19 protein-coding genes and 1 tRNA gene are annotated in these 16,976 nt (G+C 56.6%); 13 read left to right on the top strand and 7 right to left on the bottom strand.

Annotated elements, in window-relative coordinates:
* Positions 1 to 121 precede the first annotated feature (121 nt).
* The gene (gene serA / locus ABSG49_RS08700) at positions 122 to 1,726 is read left to right on the top strand and encodes a phosphoglycerate dehydrogenase (protein ID WP_424025735.1); all 1,605 of its coding nucleotides are present in this window, start codon (positions 122 to 124) and stop codon (positions 1,724 to 1,726) included.
* A gap of 208 nt (positions 1,727 to 1,934) precedes the next feature.
* Here serA and ABSG49_RS08695 read toward each other — a convergent pair whose 3' ends face one another.
* Positions 1,935 to 2,288, bottom strand: a complete 354-nt coding sequence (locus tag ABSG49_RS08695) for a winged helix-turn-helix transcriptional regulator (protein WP_424025734.1) — start codon at positions 2,286 to 2,288, stop codon at positions 1,935 to 1,937.
* A gap of 177 nt (positions 2,289 to 2,465) precedes the next feature.
* Between ABSG49_RS08695 and ABSG49_RS08690 the strand changes: the two genes are divergently transcribed.
* The 5 genes from ABSG49_RS08690 (at position 2,466) to ABSG49_RS08670 (ending at position 6,888) form a co-directional block, all read left to right on the top strand.
* The gene (locus tag ABSG49_RS08690) at positions 2,466 to 3,899 is read left to right on the top strand and encodes an MFS transporter (protein ID WP_424025733.1); all 1,434 of its coding nucleotides are present in this window, start codon (positions 2,466 to 2,468) and stop codon (positions 3,897 to 3,899) included.
* Entirely contained in the window at positions 3,896 to 4,531 is a 636-nt protein-coding gene (locus tag ABSG49_RS08685) for a flavodoxin family protein (protein WP_424025732.1), read from the top strand. The genes ABSG49_RS08690 and ABSG49_RS08685 overlap by 4 nt, the downstream gene beginning before the upstream one ends.
* A gap of 108 nt (positions 4,532 to 4,639) precedes the next feature.
* Positions 4,640 to 5,080: a cupin domain-containing protein gene (locus ABSG49_RS08680; RefSeq protein ID WP_424025731.1), complete on the top strand. Its 441-nt coding sequence runs from the start codon at positions 4,640 to 4,642 to the stop codon at positions 5,078 to 5,080.
* 23 nt (positions 5,081 to 5,103) lie between these two features.
* Positions 5,104 to 5,655 carry a flavodoxin gene (locus ABSG49_RS08675; protein ID WP_424025730.1) on the top strand — a complete coding sequence of 184 codons (552 nt, stop codon included), beginning with the start codon at positions 5,104 to 5,106 and terminating at the stop codon, positions 5,653 to 5,655.
* 33 nt (positions 5,656 to 5,688) lie between these two features.
* Positions 5,689 to 6,888, top strand: coding sequence for an aldo/keto reductase (locus tag ABSG49_RS08670; RefSeq protein ID WP_424025729.1), 1,200 nt, complete (start codon positions 5,689 to 5,691; stop codon positions 6,886 to 6,888).
* Positions 6,889 to 7,513: 625 nt separating this feature from the next.
* Here the strand turns inward: ABSG49_RS08670 and ABSG49_RS08665 are convergent.
* A complete protein-coding gene (locus ABSG49_RS08665; RefSeq protein WP_424025728.1) occupies positions 7,514 to 7,828 on the bottom strand; it encodes a DUF4389 domain-containing protein in 315 nt (104 codons plus the stop codon).
* Positions 7,829 to 7,970: 142 nt separating this feature from the next.
* Here ABSG49_RS08665 and ABSG49_RS08660 point away from each other — a divergent pair.
* Positions 7,971 to 8,044 (top strand) — tRNA-Val (locus ABSG49_RS08660).
* A gap of 55 nt (positions 8,045 to 8,099) precedes the next feature.
* On the opposite strand, the gene ABSG49_RS08655 is transcribed toward ABSG49_RS08660, so the two are convergent.
* Positions 8,100 to 8,354 carry a hypothetical protein gene (locus tag ABSG49_RS08655; protein WP_424025727.1) on the bottom strand — a complete coding sequence of 85 codons (255 nt, stop codon included), beginning with the start codon at positions 8,352 to 8,354 and terminating at the stop codon, positions 8,100 to 8,102.
* Positions 8,355 to 8,422: 68 nt separating this feature from the next.
* Positions 8,423 to 8,917, bottom strand: a complete 495-nt coding sequence (msrA, locus tag ABSG49_RS08650; protein WP_424025726.1) for a peptide-methionine (S)-S-oxide reductase MsrA — start codon at positions 8,915 to 8,917, stop codon at positions 8,423 to 8,425.
* Between the two features lie 195 nt (positions 8,918 to 9,112).
* On the opposite strand from msrA, the gene ABSG49_RS08645 reads away from it, so the two are divergent.
* The 3 genes from ABSG49_RS08645 to ABSG49_RS08635 all read left to right on the top strand — a co-directional run bounded on the left by ABSG49_RS08645 (position 9,113) and on the right by ABSG49_RS08635 (position 11,755).
* Positions 9,113 to 10,216, top strand: coding sequence for a glycosyltransferase (locus ABSG49_RS08645; protein WP_424025725.1), 1,104 nt, complete (start codon positions 9,113 to 9,115; stop codon positions 10,214 to 10,216).
* 33 nt (positions 10,217 to 10,249) lie between these two features.
* Positions 10,250 to 10,513, top strand: coding sequence for a polysaccharide deacetylase family protein (locus tag ABSG49_RS08640; RefSeq protein ID WP_424025724.1), 264 nt, complete (start codon positions 10,250 to 10,252; stop codon positions 10,511 to 10,513).
* Between the two features lie 90 nt (positions 10,514 to 10,603).
* Entirely contained in the window at positions 10,604 to 11,755 is a 1,152-nt protein-coding gene (locus ABSG49_RS08635) for a hypothetical protein (RefSeq protein ID WP_424025723.1), read from the top strand.
* On the opposite strand, the gene ABSG49_RS08630 is transcribed toward ABSG49_RS08635, so the two are convergent.
* From ABSG49_RS08630 to ABSG49_RS08620, 3 genes are all read right to left on the bottom strand, one after another.
* On the bottom strand, positions 11,746 to 13,398 hold the full coding sequence (locus ABSG49_RS08630) for an ATP-dependent DNA ligase (protein WP_424025722.1): 1,653 nt from the start codon (positions 13,396 to 13,398) through the stop codon (positions 11,746 to 11,748). The genes ABSG49_RS08635 and ABSG49_RS08630 overlap by 10 nt on opposite strands.
* 94 nt (positions 13,399 to 13,492) lie before the next feature.
* Positions 13,493 to 14,281 carry an MBL fold metallo-hydrolase gene (locus tag ABSG49_RS08625; protein ID WP_424025721.1) on the bottom strand — a complete coding sequence of 263 codons (789 nt, stop codon included), beginning with the start codon at positions 14,279 to 14,281 and terminating at the stop codon, positions 13,493 to 13,495.
* A 141-nt stretch (positions 14,282 to 14,422) separates the two neighbouring features.
* Complete coding sequence (locus tag ABSG49_RS08620; protein ID WP_424025720.1) at positions 14,423 to 14,608, bottom strand: hypothetical protein; 186 nt, start codon at positions 14,606 to 14,608, stop codon at positions 14,423 to 14,425.
* Positions 14,609 to 14,908: 300 nt separating this feature from the next.
* Between ABSG49_RS08620 and ABSG49_RS08615 the strand changes: the two genes are divergently transcribed.
* The 3 genes from ABSG49_RS08615 to ABSG49_RS08605 are packed head-to-tail and all read left to right on the top strand — an operon-like array spanning position 14,909 to position 16,976.
* On the top strand, positions 14,909 to 15,172 hold the full coding sequence (locus tag ABSG49_RS08615) for a 4Fe-4S binding protein (protein WP_424025719.1): 264 nt from the start codon (positions 14,909 to 14,911) through the stop codon (positions 15,170 to 15,172).
* Between the two features lie 14 nt (positions 15,173 to 15,186).
* Positions 15,187 to 15,597, top strand: coding sequence for a molybdopterin dinucleotide binding domain-containing protein (locus tag ABSG49_RS08610; protein WP_424025718.1), 411 nt, complete (start codon positions 15,187 to 15,189; stop codon positions 15,595 to 15,597).
* 2 nt (positions 15,598 to 15,599) lie between these two features.
* Complete coding sequence (locus ABSG49_RS08605; protein WP_424025717.1) at positions 15,600 to 16,976, top strand: formylmethanofuran dehydrogenase subunit B; 1,377 nt, start codon at positions 15,600 to 15,602, stop codon at positions 16,974 to 16,976.

Below are 16,976 nucleotides of genomic sequence, written 5' to 3'. Positions count from 1 at the left end.
GTTTTAATGGTGCACCGAAACCACTTCCCCGGGCGTGTATTTTTCTCTGGTTGCAGGAAAGCGCCCGTTGTACGAAGAATAATCCTCTTTAAGTCCGGTGCAGATATTGTATGGGTTTTTTATGGTAAACGCGAGAGTGCTCGTCAGCGATCCGCTGGCGGAAGAGGGACTTGCGATCCTCAGGGCGGCCGTTGACGTTGACGTCAAAACGGGCCTGAAGGAGGACGAGCTCTGTAACATCATCGGGGACTACGATGCCCTGCTGGTGCGGAGCGGCACCGATGTCAACGCGAAGGTGATCGAAGCAGGCAAACGGCTGAAGTTCATCGGGCGTGCGGGAGTCGGCGTGGACAATATTGATGTAGAAGCGGCGACTCGCCGGGGGATCATCGTGGCAAATGCCCCGGAGGGTAACACCCTTGCGGCTACCGAGCACACGATGGCGATGATGCAGGCCCTCGCCCGCAACATCCCGCAGGCGAACGCGAGCCTGAAGAAGAAGGAATGGAAACGCAGTAAGTTCATGGGTGTGGAGCTCAACGAGAAGACCCTCGGGATTGTCGGCTTCGGCAGGATCGGCCGCGAGGTGGCAAAACGGGCAAATGCGATGGACATGAAGGTCGTGGCCTACGACCCGTTCATCACGAAGGAACGTGCGGCCCAGCTCGGCGTCGAGATGATGTCGATGGCGGAGCTCTTCAGGATCGCGGATGTCATCACCGTCCACACCCCCCTCATTGCCGAGACGAAACATGTCATCAATGCAAAGAGCATCGCGACCATGAAAGACGGCGTGCGGATCATCAATTGCGCCCGTGGTGGCATCATTGACGAGAAGGCGCTCTATGATGCAATCAAGAGCGGCAAGGTGGCCGGGGCCGCTCTCGATGTCTTCGAGGAAGAGCCCCCGACCGGGTCTCCGCTCCTCACCCTCGACCAGGTGATCGTCACCCCCCATCTCGGGGCAAGCACGGTCGAGGCGCAGCTGAACGTTGCGGTCTCGGTGGCAAAGCAGTGCATTGAGGTCCTTAAGGGCGGCTCCGCGAAGTACGTGGTCAATGCCCCGATGGTCCCGCCCGAGCAGGCGGAGGTCCTCGAACCCTACACCCAGCTCGCGGAGAAGATGGGCCGGTTTGCGATCCAGACCGCAGGCGGGCGGCTCGCTTCCGTTGAGCTCATTTATGGCGGTGAGCTCTCGGCCTATGCCGGCAGCATGAAGTTCGTCACGCGGCTTGCGCTGAAAGGGCTCCTCGACCCGATCCTCCAGCAACCGGTCAATATCGTGAACGCGGAGTATATCGCAAAGGAACGCGGCATCAAAGTCAGCGAAACGGTTACAGAGGAAGCGAACGGGTTCAAGAACCTGATCACGATCAAGATCAAGACCGACAAGGGCGAGGAGACGGTCAGCGGCACGGTCTTTTTCAAGGGCCGGAGCCGGATCGTCGCGGTCGATGGCTATACGATGGACATGATCCCCGAAGGCTACGTGATCGTCTCCCGGCACCTCGATAAGCCCGGTGTCATCGGGCGGGCGTCCACGATCCTCGGGAAGAATAACATCAACATCGCCGGCATGCAGGTGGGCAGGGTCAACCCCGAAGAGCAGGCGATCATGGTCCTGAACGTTGACAGCGAGGTCCCCGCTGCCGTGATGGACGAGATCCGATCGATGCCGGGTATTTTTACCGCTACGTTTGCCAAGATTTCGAATGAGCTGATCTGAAAAACTCTTTTTTTTTAAATAACACATTGTTGACTGTTGATAATCGAAGAATCCTTCGGATTCTTCTCTTCCTCCTGGACTGATGTCCAGTCGGTTATTCAAAAAAGATAATGAGAGGGAAGTCCCGCTCCGAAACACGGAAGAGGTACGAGAAAACAGTACAATTTCACCATAACTGTTGGGAAATGACCTGATGAAAAAGTGCTCTTTATTCTTCGCACTTGAACTCGATATCGTCCCCCATGTGTTCGGATCCCCAGTCACAGAGCTGGTCGAGGATCGGAATGAGGGTTTGTGCTGTTTCCGTGAGCGAATATTCCACTTTCGGAGGAACCTGTGGGTACACCTTTCTGGTGACAAGGCCATCTTTCTCCAGTTCGCGGAGCTCTTTTGTCAGCATCCTCTGGGTGATCCGGGGCTGGACCTTGTCCACGATCTGGTTGAACCGCAGCGTCCCGTCCTTGAGCGTGTAGATGACGAGCGGTTTCCACTTGCCCCCGATCACGTCCAGGGTTGCTTCGATCGGCCAGCTATACTTATATTTCTTCAGCGTGGTGTCCATTAGTATCAAACCTGTCAGTATGTAACATCTTTGTTTGTATACACTATATCTGTCATACATCATTAATATATACTACAGGAACATGGACGATACTCACTGGCACGGGAGAAGGGTGACATACATGAAGAATAGCACAGCAGGGTTGATCGGTAGCGGTACCATGGAGGCAGTGTAACCATGCCGGCAACTGTCATGACCGGGACCCGTTCCCGACCCAATGCCGTGCTCACCATAATCCTTGCCAGCTACCTGATGATCGTCCTCGACATCGCCATCACCATTACAGCACTGCCGGTGATCCACACCAGTCTTGGCTTCTCGGACACCACGCTTTCCTGGGTGCAGAACGCCTATACGCTCGCCTTCGGAGGACTGCTTCTGCTCGGTGCCCGGTCCGGTGACATCCTGGGTCGAGGCCGCATGTTTATTCTCGGGGTCGGGCTCTTCACATTTGCGTCGCTCGCCGTAGGCCTAGCGCCGTCTGCCATGTGGCTAGTCGGAGCCCGTGGACTCCAAGGGGTCGGCGCCGCAATCCTTGCCCCGTCGACTCTGGCGCTCCTCACGGCAAATTTCCCAGAAGGGACCGAGCGAACGCGTGCGGTTGCCTACTATGGCGCCGTTGCCGGTGTCGGGGCCAGCCTAGGTCTCGTGCTCGGCGGGGTTCTGACCACCTGGCTCTCGTGGCGGGTTGCGTTTTTCATCAACGTACCGATCGGGATTGCCATGATGCTTGCTGCACAGCATTACCTTGTCGAGTCCGAGTTACGCCCGGGCAGGTTCGACCTAACCGGCGCCATCAGCTCAACGGTGGGAATGACTGCGCTCGTGTACGGCATCGTCAACTCCGCAACGGCCGGCTGGGGCGATCCTATAACAGTCACGGCGCTTGCTGCAAGCGCTCTCCTGCTTGCCTTCTTTGTCTTCAACGAGTGGCGGGCAGAGCAGCCGATCATGCCGCTGCGGCTGTTTGCGAGCCGCGAGCGCACGGGGGCGTATGCAGCCCGGATTCTCTTCCTTGGTGCCATGCTGGGCTTCTGGTTCTTTATCACCCAGTTCCTCCAAGGGGTCTACCACTTCAGCCCGCTCGAAGCAGGCCTTGCCTTCTTCCCTATGACGGTTGCCAACTTTGTCGTAGCCGTTGTTGTCCCGCAGCTGACAAAGCGGTTTGGTAACGGCCGCCTCCTTGCCGGGGGTCTCCTGGTAACCCTTATCGGGATGTTCTGGCTGAGCCGGCTCACTGCTGATACCAGCTATGTTACGGGGATAGCCCTGCCGATGGTCCTCATCGGCATCGGCCAGGGGGCATCCCTGGGCCCGCTCACCGCCTCCGGTATCGCCGGCGCCACGAAAGAAGATGCCGGCGCTGCCTCCGGCCTTGTCAATGTTGCCCATCAGCTGGGCGGTTCCCTGGGCCTCGGCATCCTCGTTACCGTCTTTGCGGCCGCAGGCTCCGCAGCGCTCGCCGCCCCGGAACTCCTCGCGGTCCGTGTCGCAGCCTCGCTGACAGCCGGGACGCTCATGCTGGGGCTCGCATTCGTCATCATCATTATGCTTATTGTATTACCCGGTGTCGTACCGGGGAATCCAAATCCTCAGGAGGGACATACATGAAAGTATTACTGGTAAACGGCAGCCCTCACAGGAAGGGCTGTACCTGGACTGCACTTAACGAAGTAGCAAAAACCCTGAACGAAGAAGGTATCGAGACGGAAATTTTCTGGATCGGCATAAAACCGCTTGCCGGCTGTACGGCCTGTAAAACGTGTGCCAAGACCGGGCGCTGCATGTTTGACGACACGGTCAACGAGTTCCTCGACCTTGCGAAAGATGCCGACGGTTTCATCTTCGGATCGCCGGTACATTACGCATCAGCATCCGGTGCAATGACCTCCTTCATGGACCGCGTTTTTTATACCAACATGCAGGCGGGCCGGAAGCTGTTTTACCTGAAACCGGCAGCCGCGGTTGTGTCCGCACGGAGGGCCGGGACAACGGCCACCTTCGACCAGCTCAACAAGTATTTCACCATCTCGGAGATGCCGGTTGTCTCGTCCCGGTACTGGAACATGGTCCACGGGGCACAGCCGGAAGATGTGAAGAAGGACAAAGAAGGGCTGCAGACCATGCGCATACTTGCACGGAACATGGCGTTCTTCCTGAAGTGCAAAGAGGCAGGTCTTAAGGCCGGGGTGCAGCTCCCGGAGCGGGAAGAGATCGTTTTCACGAATTTTATCCGGGACTGATGGTTATTCACCATGACAGGAGGGGATCGTCGTGAAGATAATGCTGCAATCTCTAAAAATGCAGGAATAACTTGGAGTATGGAATCGGGTTATTGAGGAGTAACGAGTATGGTTACAGCGAAAAAGATACCGGAACGGGTAATCTTTCCCAAAGGGGAGAAGATTGCCGGGGAAAAAATTGCAAATGGCCATTTCACCGGGAGCGTATGGCTCCACGTGCTGGTCCCTGATGACAGCACGTTCCATTGCCCGGCGTTCAATGTAACGTTTGAGCCATGCGCACGGAACAACTGGCATAAACACCCCGGCGGCCAGATCCTGCTGGTCACGGGAGGCAAAGGGTACTACCAAGAAGCAGGCCGGAATGCACAGGTGATCCGTGAAGGGGACGTAGTAATGATCCACCCCTGTGTGAAACATTGGCATGGTGCTGCGCCGGACCACTGGTTGAGTCATATTGCGATCAGCACGAATGTCCAGCGGGGAGAAGCTGCATGGCTGGAACCCGTGCCGGATGAGGAATACCGGGCAATCCGATCCGGGGAATGAGCCATTATAGGAGGAAAACCCTCATGAGCACAAAGAACCTGAATACGGCAAAATGCTTAATCGCGTACTTTTCACGTGCAGGCAACAACTATGTCGGCGGGACGATTGTCAACCTGCCGGTCGGCAACACGGAAGTAATTGCAAAGATGATCAAGGAGATCACCGGAGGTGACCTGTTTCATATTGAAGCGGTACATGCATATCCCAAGGATTATACGGAAACCACGGATGTAGCAAAGGAGGAACTCCGCACCAGTGCCCGGCCGAAACTTACCGGCCATCTGGAGACCATGGCATCCTACGATAGGATCTTCCTCGGTTATCCCAACTGGTGGGGAACGATGCCGATGCCGGTCTTCACGTTTCTGGAGGAATATGATCTCGCCGGCAAAACGATCGTCTCGTTCTGCACCCACGAGGGAAGCGGCCTCGGGCGAAGTGTGGCGGATGTCCGGAGGACATGCCCGAAATCAACAGTCCTCGAAGGTCTTGCCATCCGGGGAGGGGACGTGAAAACTGCGAGAGATGAAGTAGCCGGGTGGCTGCGTGACATCGAGATGAATGCGAAAAAGTGACTGTTCCGACTAGACTGAAAACAGGGTGAAAAAATGCTGTACCGGAAAATTTCCAAGACCGGGGATGAGCTTTCCATCCTCGGGTTCGGATGCATGCGTCTTCCGACAAAGGCGGATGGCTCGATCGATGAAGAGCGGGGCATAAAGCAGGTGCGTTATGCCATCGACCATGGTGTGAACTATGTTGATACGGCCTGGCCCTATCACATGGGTGCGAGCGAGCCGTTCGTGGGCCGTGCCCTTGCCGACGGGTACCGCAAAAAAGTAAAACTCGCAACAAAACTCCCGTCATGGCTTATCGAAAAGCGGGAGGATATGGATAAATTCCTGAATGCCCAGCTGGAGAAACTCAAAACCGACCACATCGACTATTATCTCGTCCATGCCCTTGTCGGTGACCTGTGGGATGAGGTCGAGAAGCTCGGTGTGGCGGATTTCCTGACCAAAGCCAAAGCTGACGGACGCATCAGGAACGCAGGGTTCTCATTCCACGGCGCAGGAACGGATTTCAACCGGATCGCGGACGCCTATGACTGGGACTTCTGCCAGATCCAGTACAACATCCTTGACGAGAAGAACCAGGCAGGTACGGCAGGTCTTGAATACGCTGCTTCCAAAGGACTCGGCGTCATCATCATGGAGCCCCTCCGGGGAGGGAATCTTACCAGAAACGTGCCTCCTGCCGTGAGAACGATCTGGGACCAGGCCCCTGTGAAGAGGACTCCTGCGGAATGGGCTCTCCGCTGGGTATGGAACCATCCGGAGGTCACGGTTGTCCTCTCCGGGATGAATGACGAGATGCATATCCGGGAAAATCTGAAGGTGGCAGACCGGGCCTACCCGAATTCTCTGACAGAAGCGGAACAGCAGCTGGTAAAAAGAGTAGAAAACAAGTACCGTGAACTGATGAAAGTCGGATGTACCGGCTGCCGGTACTGCATGCCCTGTCCATCCGGAGTGAACATTCCCCTCTGTTTCGAGGAATATAACAACCTGTACATGGCCGACAATCCCGACGGGGAAAAATTCATGTATGCGGCCCGGCTGGGCGGCGCTGTCGCGCTCGGGACGCCCGAGTTTGCATCCCTGTGCGTACAGTGCGGGGAGTGCCGTGAAAAATGCCCCCAGCACATTGACGTCCCGGTGGTGCTCGAATCCGTTGTAGAGGAACTTGAAGGGCCCGGCTTTGAGGAGAGAGTTGCCATGGCACGGCAGGCATTTAAGCAGACGTAAAAAAAGCAGGAACGATTCGTAGTGGTGAAAGTCCAGAATGAAGATCAAAAACGCTGCCAAAAACGTATGTTTCCTTTTTAATCAGAATACGGATAGAATATCGACGAAGCAATGGATATTTACCATTAAAGGGGGTCTGTAAAAATATCATTTGAGCAAAAAAAATGATTTTCTAAGAAAATGTTCCGATAAGATCTGACAGGCCTCCCCCGTATCTCCTCTAAACCCCATCCTCTTAGGTGGGAGGGTCAGGGGGGTCGGGCAGTGTACTTCCGTTTCCGAACCGGAACGGCAGGAACAGATAGTTGTCATCGGGAAAACCCGGTATCTTCAAGTACGGCCGGGGCTCCGGTTTTATGAGTTACCCCATCCGACCCCCCCTCACCTCAGGAAAAATTGGGCCGAAACCTGGCAATTTTACGACGGATATTAGATAATTGCGGGAAAATAGGGATGAGGGGGGTCGGATGGGGTAGGACCTGTTTTTTTAAACCGGGCAGTAATATTCTGGCACTCTATCCTGTCTTCAGGCAAAGATTCTGACGGCTGCGGCCGGCAGTAATTTCGTTCCTACGATTCTTCGAATTCCGACAGGTCAAAAGACCTGGAGGAGGAGAAGAACGCATCAGTGTTCTTCGAGTATTTTCACGGTCACCGGCATAATATCCGGCCGCTTATCGGTCATGAAGTAGGTGTAGGGGAGGACGTGCACCGTGTATTCCAGGTACCCCTTGGCAAAATTCGAGAGGCTCTCGTTCCTGCGCCCGAGGATCAGGATGTGGAACCACTGGATGAAGAGGCAGATGCAGGCGATGATCCCATAGACCCATAGGACGATGGCGATCAGGATCCAGTACACGATACGGATGAGCAGTTCAAGGCGGCCTGCGTCATGCTCGTACACGAAGAGCTGCTGCTGCGTAGGTGTTCCATCGGTCATAGTAATACCAGACCAGAATTTGGAACGTACGGAACATAAAGTACCCGGAATCACTTTCCCACGGGCAGGCTCCCGGGTCCGTTCAAGTGCACTAATTTTTAATAATACAAGGACAGATGTTATAGAGCATCAGACATTAAGCGGGCTCGTGGTCTAGTTGGCTATGACGTCGCCTTGACATGGCGGAGGTCCTGAGTTCGAATCTCAGCGGGCCCATTACTCTGTTTTTGTTTTTCTCAAGCACTTTTAAAGTACCGTTTAAAAAAAAGTATTACGGCTCTTTCCACAGCAGCCACACCGCATAGAGCATTGAGAGACACGCGATGAGGAGCACCAGTGCGTACCTGTCGGGAGAGACCACCAGTGCAAAGATGCGGGCAAGGTCAAAGACCACGAAGAGGCCGAACGTGACGGCGATGAACCAGCCATAGGGTTTCTTCTTCTTCCACGCGATCAGGAATGCGACGAGTGCAATCCCTGCTTCGATCAGGGTTGCGATGAGCTGGATAGTCCCGGAAACGTCCATGCTACGAAGTTATCCCGGCCCGGCTGATAAACAATGCGCATTACGGTCCGGTAAAAAAGCATCGGGGATCAGATATGGCAGCTTCCGCCACCGTGTTTCTCGAAATACCGCTGATGATATTCTTCAGCCCGGTAGAATTCCCCGGCCGGCTGGATGAGGGTGACGATCTTCCCAAACCCGAACCTTCCTGAGGTTTCAACGTCAATCTTCGACTTCCGTGCGATCTTACCCTGTTCCGGGTCATGGTAAAAAATAACCGACCGGTAATTCGGCCCGAAGTCCGGTCCCTGCCGGTTGAGCTGCGTGGGGTCATGGCTGGACCAGAAGATATCGAGCAGCTGCTGGTAGCTGATCTTCGCGGGATCGTATGTGACCTGCACCACTTCCGCATGGCCGGTCTCACCGGTGCAGACCTGCTCGTAGCCCGGGTTCTTCAGGGTTCCGCCCATGTAACCCACGGCAGTACCAAGTACCCCGTCCACGCTGCGGAATGCCTCCTCAACGCCCCAGAAACAACCAGCGCCGAATGTCGCGAGTTTTGGTACATTCTCCGTGCCGGTCATGGCGGTTCTCCCACTATCCCTTGGCGTTTCGGACCTATAATCCTCTGCCTTTCGGCACAATGATCGGCAGGGTCCGGGTTTAATTCCTTTAAAACCCCAATGACTGTCCATGAAACGTCTGTACCCCCCGGAGAACCCGGTGGCCAGACCTCATAATTCATCATTCATCAGGACATATCCCTCAGGCAGGACGAAATGAAGATCCTCTTTGTTGTCTGCGGCGAGGGACTCGGGCACGCCTCCCGCTGTCTCCATCTCGGGCATTATATGCAGCAGCAGGGGCACATGGTTCATTTTGCCGGCTATGGCAAGTCCTATGATTTCATGAACCAGCACGGGTGCACGAGCCTGCACCGCATCTCCCGCGAGGTCTGGCTCGAGGGGGAGAACGGGTTCTTCAGCCTCAAAAAGACCCTCTGGTACTCCAAATTCCTTCCCTTCAACCTGGTCCGGTCGGCCCTGGGCGTCGGCAGGCTCATCCGCAAATACGGCTATGACTGCGTGGTCTGCGACACGATGTACAGCGGGGTTCTGGATGCCCGGCTCCATAATGTTCCGGTAGTCTTCATCACCAACCAGAACCATTTCAACGGGCCCAACGGCACGACAAATCCCATCTGGAAGACCCTCAACCTCCTCATCGGGTGCTACCTCCACTTGGCGACCCGCGTCATCATTCCCGATTATCCAAAACCAGATACCGTGAGCGAATACAATATCCGGATCCACCCGCATGAAAAAGCCCGGTACCGCTTCACCGGCCCGTTCTACCAGTTCGACCCGGAACGGTACACGTATGGCGATAAGACCATCTTCACCAGTTTTGGCGGGGAACCGTACAAGCTCCCGATGTATCTCATGCTCAGGTCGATCGCTGATAAGCGGAAGGATCTGCTCTTCGATGTCTTTTATACCGGGACGGTGCTGCCGGAATCGTCGGATAACTTCATTTCTCACGGCTATGTCTCAAACCTGTACGAGCACCTGGCCCTCTCAAAGATCGCGATCGTCCACGGGGGGCTTACCACGCTGCACGAGGCCCTGCTGTTCGAGAAACCGGTCCTGATCGTCATGGACCCGGCCCATCCCGAGCAGCAGAACAATGCAAAGAAGATTGTCGATATGGGGGCGGGGACATGCATTGACGGGAGGCATGTCACTCCCGAAAAGCTGGAGAAGAAAATTGCCGAGACCATGGCGCTCGTCCCGCGGCCCTTCCGGGCGGCCCATGCGGCGATCAACGGCAGGAAGAACGCAAGCGATATCATCCTCGCGGTTGCGGGACGCAGGAAATGTTAATATTGTGAGTTCAATGCATCATCAGGAATTCGTATGACGGTACCGGGGGAGATCACCACGATCAAGGCGGGCAGGGAGTTCCGCATCTGCCCTTCCTGCGGGTACGAGCTGGGGTTCCACATGTCATTTATCAGCGTGAATGCGGAGAAGGATAACCCGGTCAAGTCCACCCGCGAAGTCTACCGGGTGATCCTCATCTGCCCGGAATGCGGGGCCCGCTATGATGTGGGCTGGCGTGTCACGTTCCCGGAACCGGAGAACAGAGTTGTGAAGGCCGCGGTGCTCCACGACCCATGATCCGGTTGTCCTGTGCATGGCCGGCTCCCCGTTTCCCGGTGTCCCGGGGAGATGCGGGAGTGAACCCCGGCAGGTACTGGTGATCCCGGGATGATGCGGTGCGCTGAGTGCAAGGGAAAAGGTCTGTGCGGGCTCCCCCGCTGCCCGATCGTCAGCCGGTTTCATGCCCAGGCCGCATCGATGGCAACGCCCTCCACCAGCTACCAGGGCAGTTCCCCCTCGGTCTTCATCGGCAGTTTCGGGTATCCCGATGTCCGGGGCGGGCCGCTCCTGATCAACGATTCCGACAACCCGCCGGACTGGATCCGCCAGAACCTCGGCATGGAGGATATCGTGGGCATACGGGCCCGCACACTCCGCGGCAGCGCGTCCCTTTCGGCCGTTGCAGAGGGTCTGCAGGAGATCGCGCTCTCCACGGTTCCGCTCGATGTGGACGTGGCGTTCGAGAGACCGGTGTCGTTCAGCCTCAGTTTTGACGGGACGGTTGCGCCGATCGGGATGACCGGTTCAGTAAAAACCATGGACGTGATCGGGAGCGCCCGGGTGGAGCGGGTGGTGGACCGGATTACGTCCGACACCGATCTTGGGGCCACCGAAGCCTGCGTTGCGCTGAAGGATTCGGCAGTTGATGTCTACCAGATCTCGAAGCTGATGACCGCAGGGCTTCTCGGGAGGAGGAGGAAGTTCGTCCCCACCCGCTGGGCAATCACAGCGGTCGATGACACCCTCTCGGTCAACCTGAAAAGGGAGATCGCCCGGTTCCCTTCCCTGGAAGAGATCCTCTTCTTCTCCGGGGAGATCTACGGCAACCGGATTGCCTGTATCCTTGTGCCGGGCGACTGGAAGTACGAGATGATCGAGATCTGGGGGAAGCACACGCTCTGGGGTGGGGATGAGGATGTGATCGTGCAGGACCGGGAAGGGATGACCAAAAAGGGATACTCCCCGATCACGGGTGCCTATTACTCCGCCCGGCTCGCGGTCTGCGAGTACCTGAAACACATCCAGCGCTGCGCCCGGGTGATCGTGGTGCGGAGCATCTCGAATGAGTACTGGGCACCCCTCGGGACCTGGGTGATCCGGGAGGCCACGCGGAAGGCGATGGCACAGCCCCCGCTTCCATTCCCCACGCTGGATACGGCGGTGGCCCGGACCGTTACTGTCATCGGGTCGGGTGCCTGGGTCGCTCACAGCACCCTGATCCCCGAGCTGCGGACCCAGCGGACGCTTTTTCAGTTCTGATATGCCTGGGCAGAGTTTGCCTGCCGCTGGTACCGGGTCCGGATGCTCTCGATCGTCTCGATATCGGAAATATCCTTGTCGTCCCGGATCCGGATGAACCGGGGGAAGCGGAGGGCAAAGCCTGCCTCGTAGGTAGGGCTGACCTGGAGTTCCGCATATCCCACCTCGAAGACAAGCGACGGTTCGAACCGCACTTCCTTTCCCGATTTTGTGATCACGGCATCTTTAAGCAGCTCGTAGACCTCGGTGAGTTGGTCATCGGAAAAGCCGGTGGCGACCCGGCTGAGTGGAACGAGTCTTCCCTGGTCCTGGCAGGCGACGAGGAACGAGCCGAAGACGTGCGCCCTTTTCCCCTCACCCCACTCTGCACCGATCACTGCGAGGTCGAGCGTATCCACTTCCGGTTTGATCTTGATCCAGTTCTTCCCCCGCTGGCCCGGAGTGTAGGGTGAGGAGAGAACCTTGATCATGATCCCCTCGTGGCCGGCAGCGAGGGCGGCATCGTAGGTCTTCCTGATCTCCTCTGCGTTATCGCTGACCACCTGCGGGGCAATATACCCCGTCACCACGCTCTCGAGTTTTTTCCGGCGGCTGGCAAACGGCAGGTCGATCAGGGTCTCACCGTCAAGGTAGAGGATGTCGAAGACATTGGGCACCATCTCGATCGCTTCCTGCGCCTCCGCGATGTCGTGACGTCTCCGGAACCGTCGCAGCACGGACTGGAACGGCATGGGCTTCCCGTCCTTGATGGCGATGACCTCGCCGTCAAGGATCACGTCATGGGTGGTTGCGCTCATCAGCTGCTCTATCACGTCCGGCAGTGCAGCAGTGACATCCTCAAGCCGACGGGAATAGAGGCGGGCCCAGTTGCCTTTCTTGTGGAACTGGAAGCGGGAGCCGTCGTACTTGAACTCAGCGGCGATCTGCCCATGCTCTTTGATCATCTCCGCGATGGTGCCCTGCTGTGCGAGCATCATCCGGAGCGGGTGGAAGGGGGTGATACGGACATCCTTAAGGGCATCCGGCCCGGTTTTGGCGAGCCGGGCAACCTCCCCCAGATCGTTGAGTGCCTGCATCGCGTGCTCTGCGAGAGCAGAATCCACGCTGAAGGCTTTGGCGATCGCCTCCCTGACGCTGCCCTCACCGACACCGATCCGGAGCTCTTCGAGCATGATCCGTGCGAGGTACCTGCCCTCGAGCGGGTGAGCGTTCGCGAGCAGCCTGCGGACCGCGAGCAGCTTCTCCCGCTGCGATTTCTTCCCCTCGGTACCGGCGATCGCGATCAGTCCATTGTACACATGGACAAGGTCGAGTTCCTCATGGAAAAAGGTGGTCTGCGATTTGAGCAGGAGGAGTTCCTCCACAGCACCCCCGACATCGCCGGTCTGGTTGATCTTCTCGATCACCTGCTCTTTTTTTATGCCCGCCACGTACCCGACCGCTTCGTAGAGGAGGTTCGGACCGATGCCGAGTTTTTTCGAACTCCAGTCGGCAAAGATCCTCCCCATGACGAACCGGACAAAGACCGGCAGCTCTTCTTCAGACAGATCCGGAAGGACGCGGCTGATGATATCGATCATCTCGAGCCGGCCGGATGTGCCCTCCAGTCTCTCGCAGGTCTTTGCAAAATCCATAAAGAGCATGGCGTTTCTCGTGTGAGATGTTGCTCCGGTGCAGGGATTAACGTTTTGATTTCAGGGGAGTGAAAAAACCCGTTGCACCGGGCAGTTCCCCCTGCTAGAGCCGGATCTCCTGCGGGCACGCAGGCCGCGTCCCGCACTGGGTGGCGACAAGGACCCGTTCCTCTTCGAAGAAGAGGCCGAGCCCTTCGCGGGCAGTGGCCATCGCCTTTTCCGGTGTATTGTTAATCTCGCTTAAGTGAGCGAGGATGACACGGGGTACATCCCTGCCAAACCCCCGCAGGCACTCGGCGGCGGCGTGGTTCGAGAGGTGCCCCCGCTTCGAACGGATCCGGCGCTTCAGGGACTCGGGGTACGGGCCGTTTGCGAGCATCTCCGGGCAGTGGTTGCTCTCGAGAATAATGCCATCGCACGGGAGGAGGTGATCGAGCATGGGAGAGGTCATGATGCCGGTGTCCGTGCAGTACCCGATACGGAGACCCCCTTCGCTGATGACATACCCGCAGGGCTCCGCCGCATCGTGTGAGGTCGCGAACGGTTCGATGAGAAAATCACCGAGGGAAAACTGTTCGTGATACCGGCACGTGTGGTGACGGAGTGGTTTTTGCGACGTGCGACGGTGGTTCAGGAAATCGTGGAGTGTTCCTTCCGTTGCGTACACCGGCATGTCGAGCTTCCGGGCGATCACGTCCAGCCCCCGGATATGATCGCCGTGCTCGTGCGTGACCAGCACGGCATCGGCATTTTCCGGGTTTACTCCCGCTGCTGACATGCGAATCAGCAGTTCTTTTGCGCTCAGGCCGGCATCAATAAGGAGGGTGCCGGAACATCCTTCGATGACAGTACAGTTCCCCTTGCTCCCGCTGGCAAGCACAATACAGCGCATTGTCTCATTATTCACCGTCTTCGTATTAGAGCCTATGACTCCTTACACGGGCCAGGTAACACCAGTTCATTTTTTGTGGAAAATCCTTGAGTGGAATGAAAAAAGGCCAGCGGTTCGTGTGCCCGGCCATAGGTAAAAAAATTATTTCCGGGACTTGAGCACCTCGTATTCGGCAAGGACCGGGGCGGTGGTCTTTGTGGAAACGGAACGCCGCACAAGAGTTGTCTGCTTGCGGCAGTAATGGATATGCGCTCTCTGGAAACTGACGACCAGCCTGAAACAGAAGCAGGTTATGCTGACCAAGGTGTAACTGACAATATCGACCATACTTTTCCCTTTGCGCATTGACCATCAGGGCAGTGGTTGTGGAGAAGAATTCACCAGCATTCTTCGACATCTCTCTCTGACTCTTCCGAGATACCGGTTACCAGAACGGATTACCAGGATCGGATCCGGGTACATTTTTCCCGGGATTTCCCGGATACTTTATTGCCGTCGTTTGTTAACCGCTCCAAAATTTTTAAAAATTAAGTTAATGTATTATAATTAATATCGATCCCTTTTAACAAAGTTTATTTACAATTCAAAAAATAATTGAAAGTTAACACAATATTGTGTGTGATGTACATGGCGTTTTCAGTACATGTGAACATAAATCGTTGCACCGGGTGTGGTAACTGCGTGGTTGCCTGCCCGGTCAATGCCCTCGAGCTCTACACGCTCGACCCTGTGTCGAAAGAGAAGATTTACACAGTCAGGGACGGGAAATCGGTCAGTCTTGACGTGAAGATGGAACTCTGCGCAGGGTGCGGCGTGTGTGTCGGGGCCTGCCCGTACAAAGTGATCACCCTCTCCGGACGGGGCGAGACCGGCGCGATGGTATTGATATAATACGAGGTTGGACCATGGCAAAAATCAAGTTCAACATGATTACCCAGCGTTCGATCGAGGAAGGCGCTGCGATGGAGCAGGGAAAAACCAATCCCAACTACTTCGACGCCTGTTCGATCTGCGAGATTAACCCTGAAGACATGAAGAAACTCGGTATCTGGAGAAACACCAATGTCCGGGTCACCAGCGAATGCGGCAGCGTGATTGTGAAGGCAATAGAGCCGACCCAGTATTGTCCGCCCGGCCTTGCCCACATCCGGCAGGGCGTCTGGGCAAACCAGGTAGTCCCGCCACGGACCCAATCGACCGGTACCCCGCAATACAGCGGGTTCCCGGTGATCATCGAGCCGGCACCCCAGGAAAAACTCAAGACCGCCCTCCAGCTCGTACAAGGCGCTGTCGGACTCTGGAAAGGAGGGAACTAATCATGCCAAAGCTGATCAAAGGCGTCGGATGCCCGTACTGCGGCTCATCCTGCGATGACCTTGAAGTCCTTGTCTCGGATGATGAGACAAAGATCCTTGAAGTGCACAACTCCTGCATCATCGGAAGTAACCTCTTCCACCACGCGAACGACCCCACCCGCCCGAAACTCCCGCGGCAGCGCCAGCCGGATGGCTCCATGAAGGAGATCACCTATGATGAGGCGATCGACTGGATGGCCAAGACGATGCTCGCGGCCAAGAAACCCCTTATCTACGGCTTCGGCTCCACCAACTGTGAGGGCCAGAGCGCTGTCGCCCGGATTGCCGAGAAGGCCGGTGCCGTCCTTGACAACTGCGCAACCATCTGCCACGGACCCTCATTCCTTGCCATGTTCGACAACGGTTACCCGAGCTGCACCCTTGGAGAAGTCAAGAACCGTGCCGATGTCGTTGTCTTCTGGGGATGCAACCCGATGCACGCTCACCCCCGCCACACCTCCCGGTACTCGATCTTCCCCCGCGGCTTCTTTACCCAGAAGGGCCAGATGCAGCGGACCATCCTCTCCATCGACCCGCGCGAGACCGATACCGCAAAACTCGCCGATCACCACCTGATGCTCGACCAGGGCCATGACTACGAGCTCTTCGATGCCTTCCGGACCGTGCTCCGGGGTTTTGACATCCCTGAGAAGGTTGCAGGTATCCCGAGAGAGAAGATCAAGGAGGCCGTCGAGATCATGAAGAAGGCCAAGTTCTGCATGATCTTCTTCGGTATGGGCTGTACCCACACGGACGGCCGCAACCATAACATTGACGCCGCCATCAGCCTGACCCGCGACCTTAACACCCACACCAAGTGCTCGATCATGGCAATGCGGGGCCACTACAACATCACCGGCCCCGGCCAGGTCTGGTCCTGGCAGTTCGGGTTCCCGTACTGTATCGACCTCAGCAAGGGCACCCATGCCCACATGAACCCGGGCGAGACGAGCTCGATCGACCTTGCAATGCGGGACGAAACGGACTGCTTTGTCAATGTCGGCGCCGATGCGGGAGCACACTTCCCCATCCAGGCTGTCCAGCACTTAAAGAAACACCCGTTCATCGTAATCGACCCGAACTTCTGCATGGCAAGCGAGATCGCCGATCTCCACATCCCGGTCAGGATTGCCGGTGTGGACGAGCCGGGCGTTATTTATCGTATGGATAACGTCCCGATCCAGTTCCGGTCGGTCATCAAGGGCCTGCCGGGCGTACCGAGCGATGAGGAACTCTTCGACCGTGTGTACGAGCGGATGTGCGAACTGACTAACACTGAGCCGATCTGGCTCGCAGCAAAGGCAGACCGGAAATACCCCCAGAACCCGGCGGTGAGCTGA

The sequence above is a fragment of the Methanoregula sp. genome, assembly GCF_049510175.1.
In the GTDB taxonomy this organism is placed as follows: Archaea; Halobacteriota; Methanomicrobia; order Methanomicrobiales; family Methanospirillaceae; genus Methanoregula.
Note: the sequence above shows the minus strand (reverse complement) of the source record. Positions and strands in the feature narration are given on the sequence as shown.

Coding starts and splice junctions, on each gene's coding strand:
- ABSG49_RS08670 (WP_424025729.1), top strand. CDS start 5,689: ATGCTGTACCGGAAAATTTCCAAGACCGGGGATGAGCTTTCCATCCTC.
- msrA (WP_424025726.1), bottom strand. CDS start 8,917: ATGACCGGCACGGAGAATGTACCAAAACTCGCGACATTCGGCGCTGGT.
- ABSG49_RS08675 (WP_424025730.1), top strand. CDS start 5,104: ATGAGCACAAAGAACCTGAATACGGCAAAATGCTTAATCGCGTACTTT.
- ABSG49_RS08645 (WP_424025725.1), top strand. CDS start 9,113: ATGAAGATCCTCTTTGTTGTCTGCGGCGAGGGACTCGGGCACGCCTCC.
- ABSG49_RS08620 (WP_424025720.1), bottom strand. CDS start 14,608: ATGGTCGATATTGTCAGTTACACCTTGGTCAGCATAACCTGCTTCTGT.
- ABSG49_RS08655 (WP_424025727.1), bottom strand. CDS start 8,354: ATGGACGTTTCCGGGACTATCCAGCTCATCGCAACCCTGATCGAAGCA.
- ABSG49_RS08665 (WP_424025728.1), bottom strand. CDS start 7,828: ATGACCGATGGAACACCTACGCAGCAGCAGCTCTTCGTGTACGAGCAT.
- ABSG49_RS08690 (WP_424025733.1), top strand. CDS start 2,466: ATGCCGGCAACTGTCATGACCGGGACCCGTTCCCGACCCAATGCCGTG.
- ABSG49_RS08695 (WP_424025734.1), bottom strand. CDS start 2,288: ATGGACACCACGCTGAAGAAATATAAGTATAGCTGGCCGATCGAAGCA.
- ABSG49_RS08605 (WP_424025717.1), top strand. CDS start 15,600: ATGCCAAAGCTGATCAAAGGCGTCGGATGCCCGTACTGCGGCTCATCC.
- serA (WP_424025735.1), top strand. CDS start 122: ATGGTAAACGCGAGAGTGCTCGTCAGCGATCCGCTGGCGGAAGAGGGA.
- ABSG49_RS08685 (WP_424025732.1), top strand. CDS start 3,896: ATGAAAGTATTACTGGTAAACGGCAGCCCTCACAGGAAGGGCTGTACC.
- ABSG49_RS08625 (WP_424025721.1), bottom strand. CDS start 14,281: ATGCGCTGTATTGTGCTTGCCAGCGGGAGCAAGGGGAACTGTACTGTC.
- ABSG49_RS08635 (WP_424025723.1), top strand. CDS start 10,604: ATGATGCGGTGCGCTGAGTGCAAGGGAAAAGGTCTGTGCGGGCTCCCC.
- ABSG49_RS08630 (WP_424025722.1), bottom strand. CDS start 13,398: ATGCTCTTTATGGATTTTGCAAAGACCTGCGAGAGACTGGAGGGCACA.
- ABSG49_RS08640 (WP_424025724.1), top strand. CDS start 10,250: ATGACGGTACCGGGGGAGATCACCACGATCAAGGCGGGCAGGGAGTTC.
- ABSG49_RS08680 (WP_424025731.1), top strand. CDS start 4,640: ATGGTTACAGCGAAAAAGATACCGGAACGGGTAATCTTTCCCAAAGGG.
- ABSG49_RS08610 (WP_424025718.1), top strand. CDS start 15,187: ATGGCAAAAATCAAGTTCAACATGATTACCCAGCGTTCGATCGAGGAA.
- ABSG49_RS08615 (WP_424025719.1), top strand. CDS start 14,909: ATGGCGTTTTCAGTACATGTGAACATAAATCGTTGCACCGGGTGTGGT.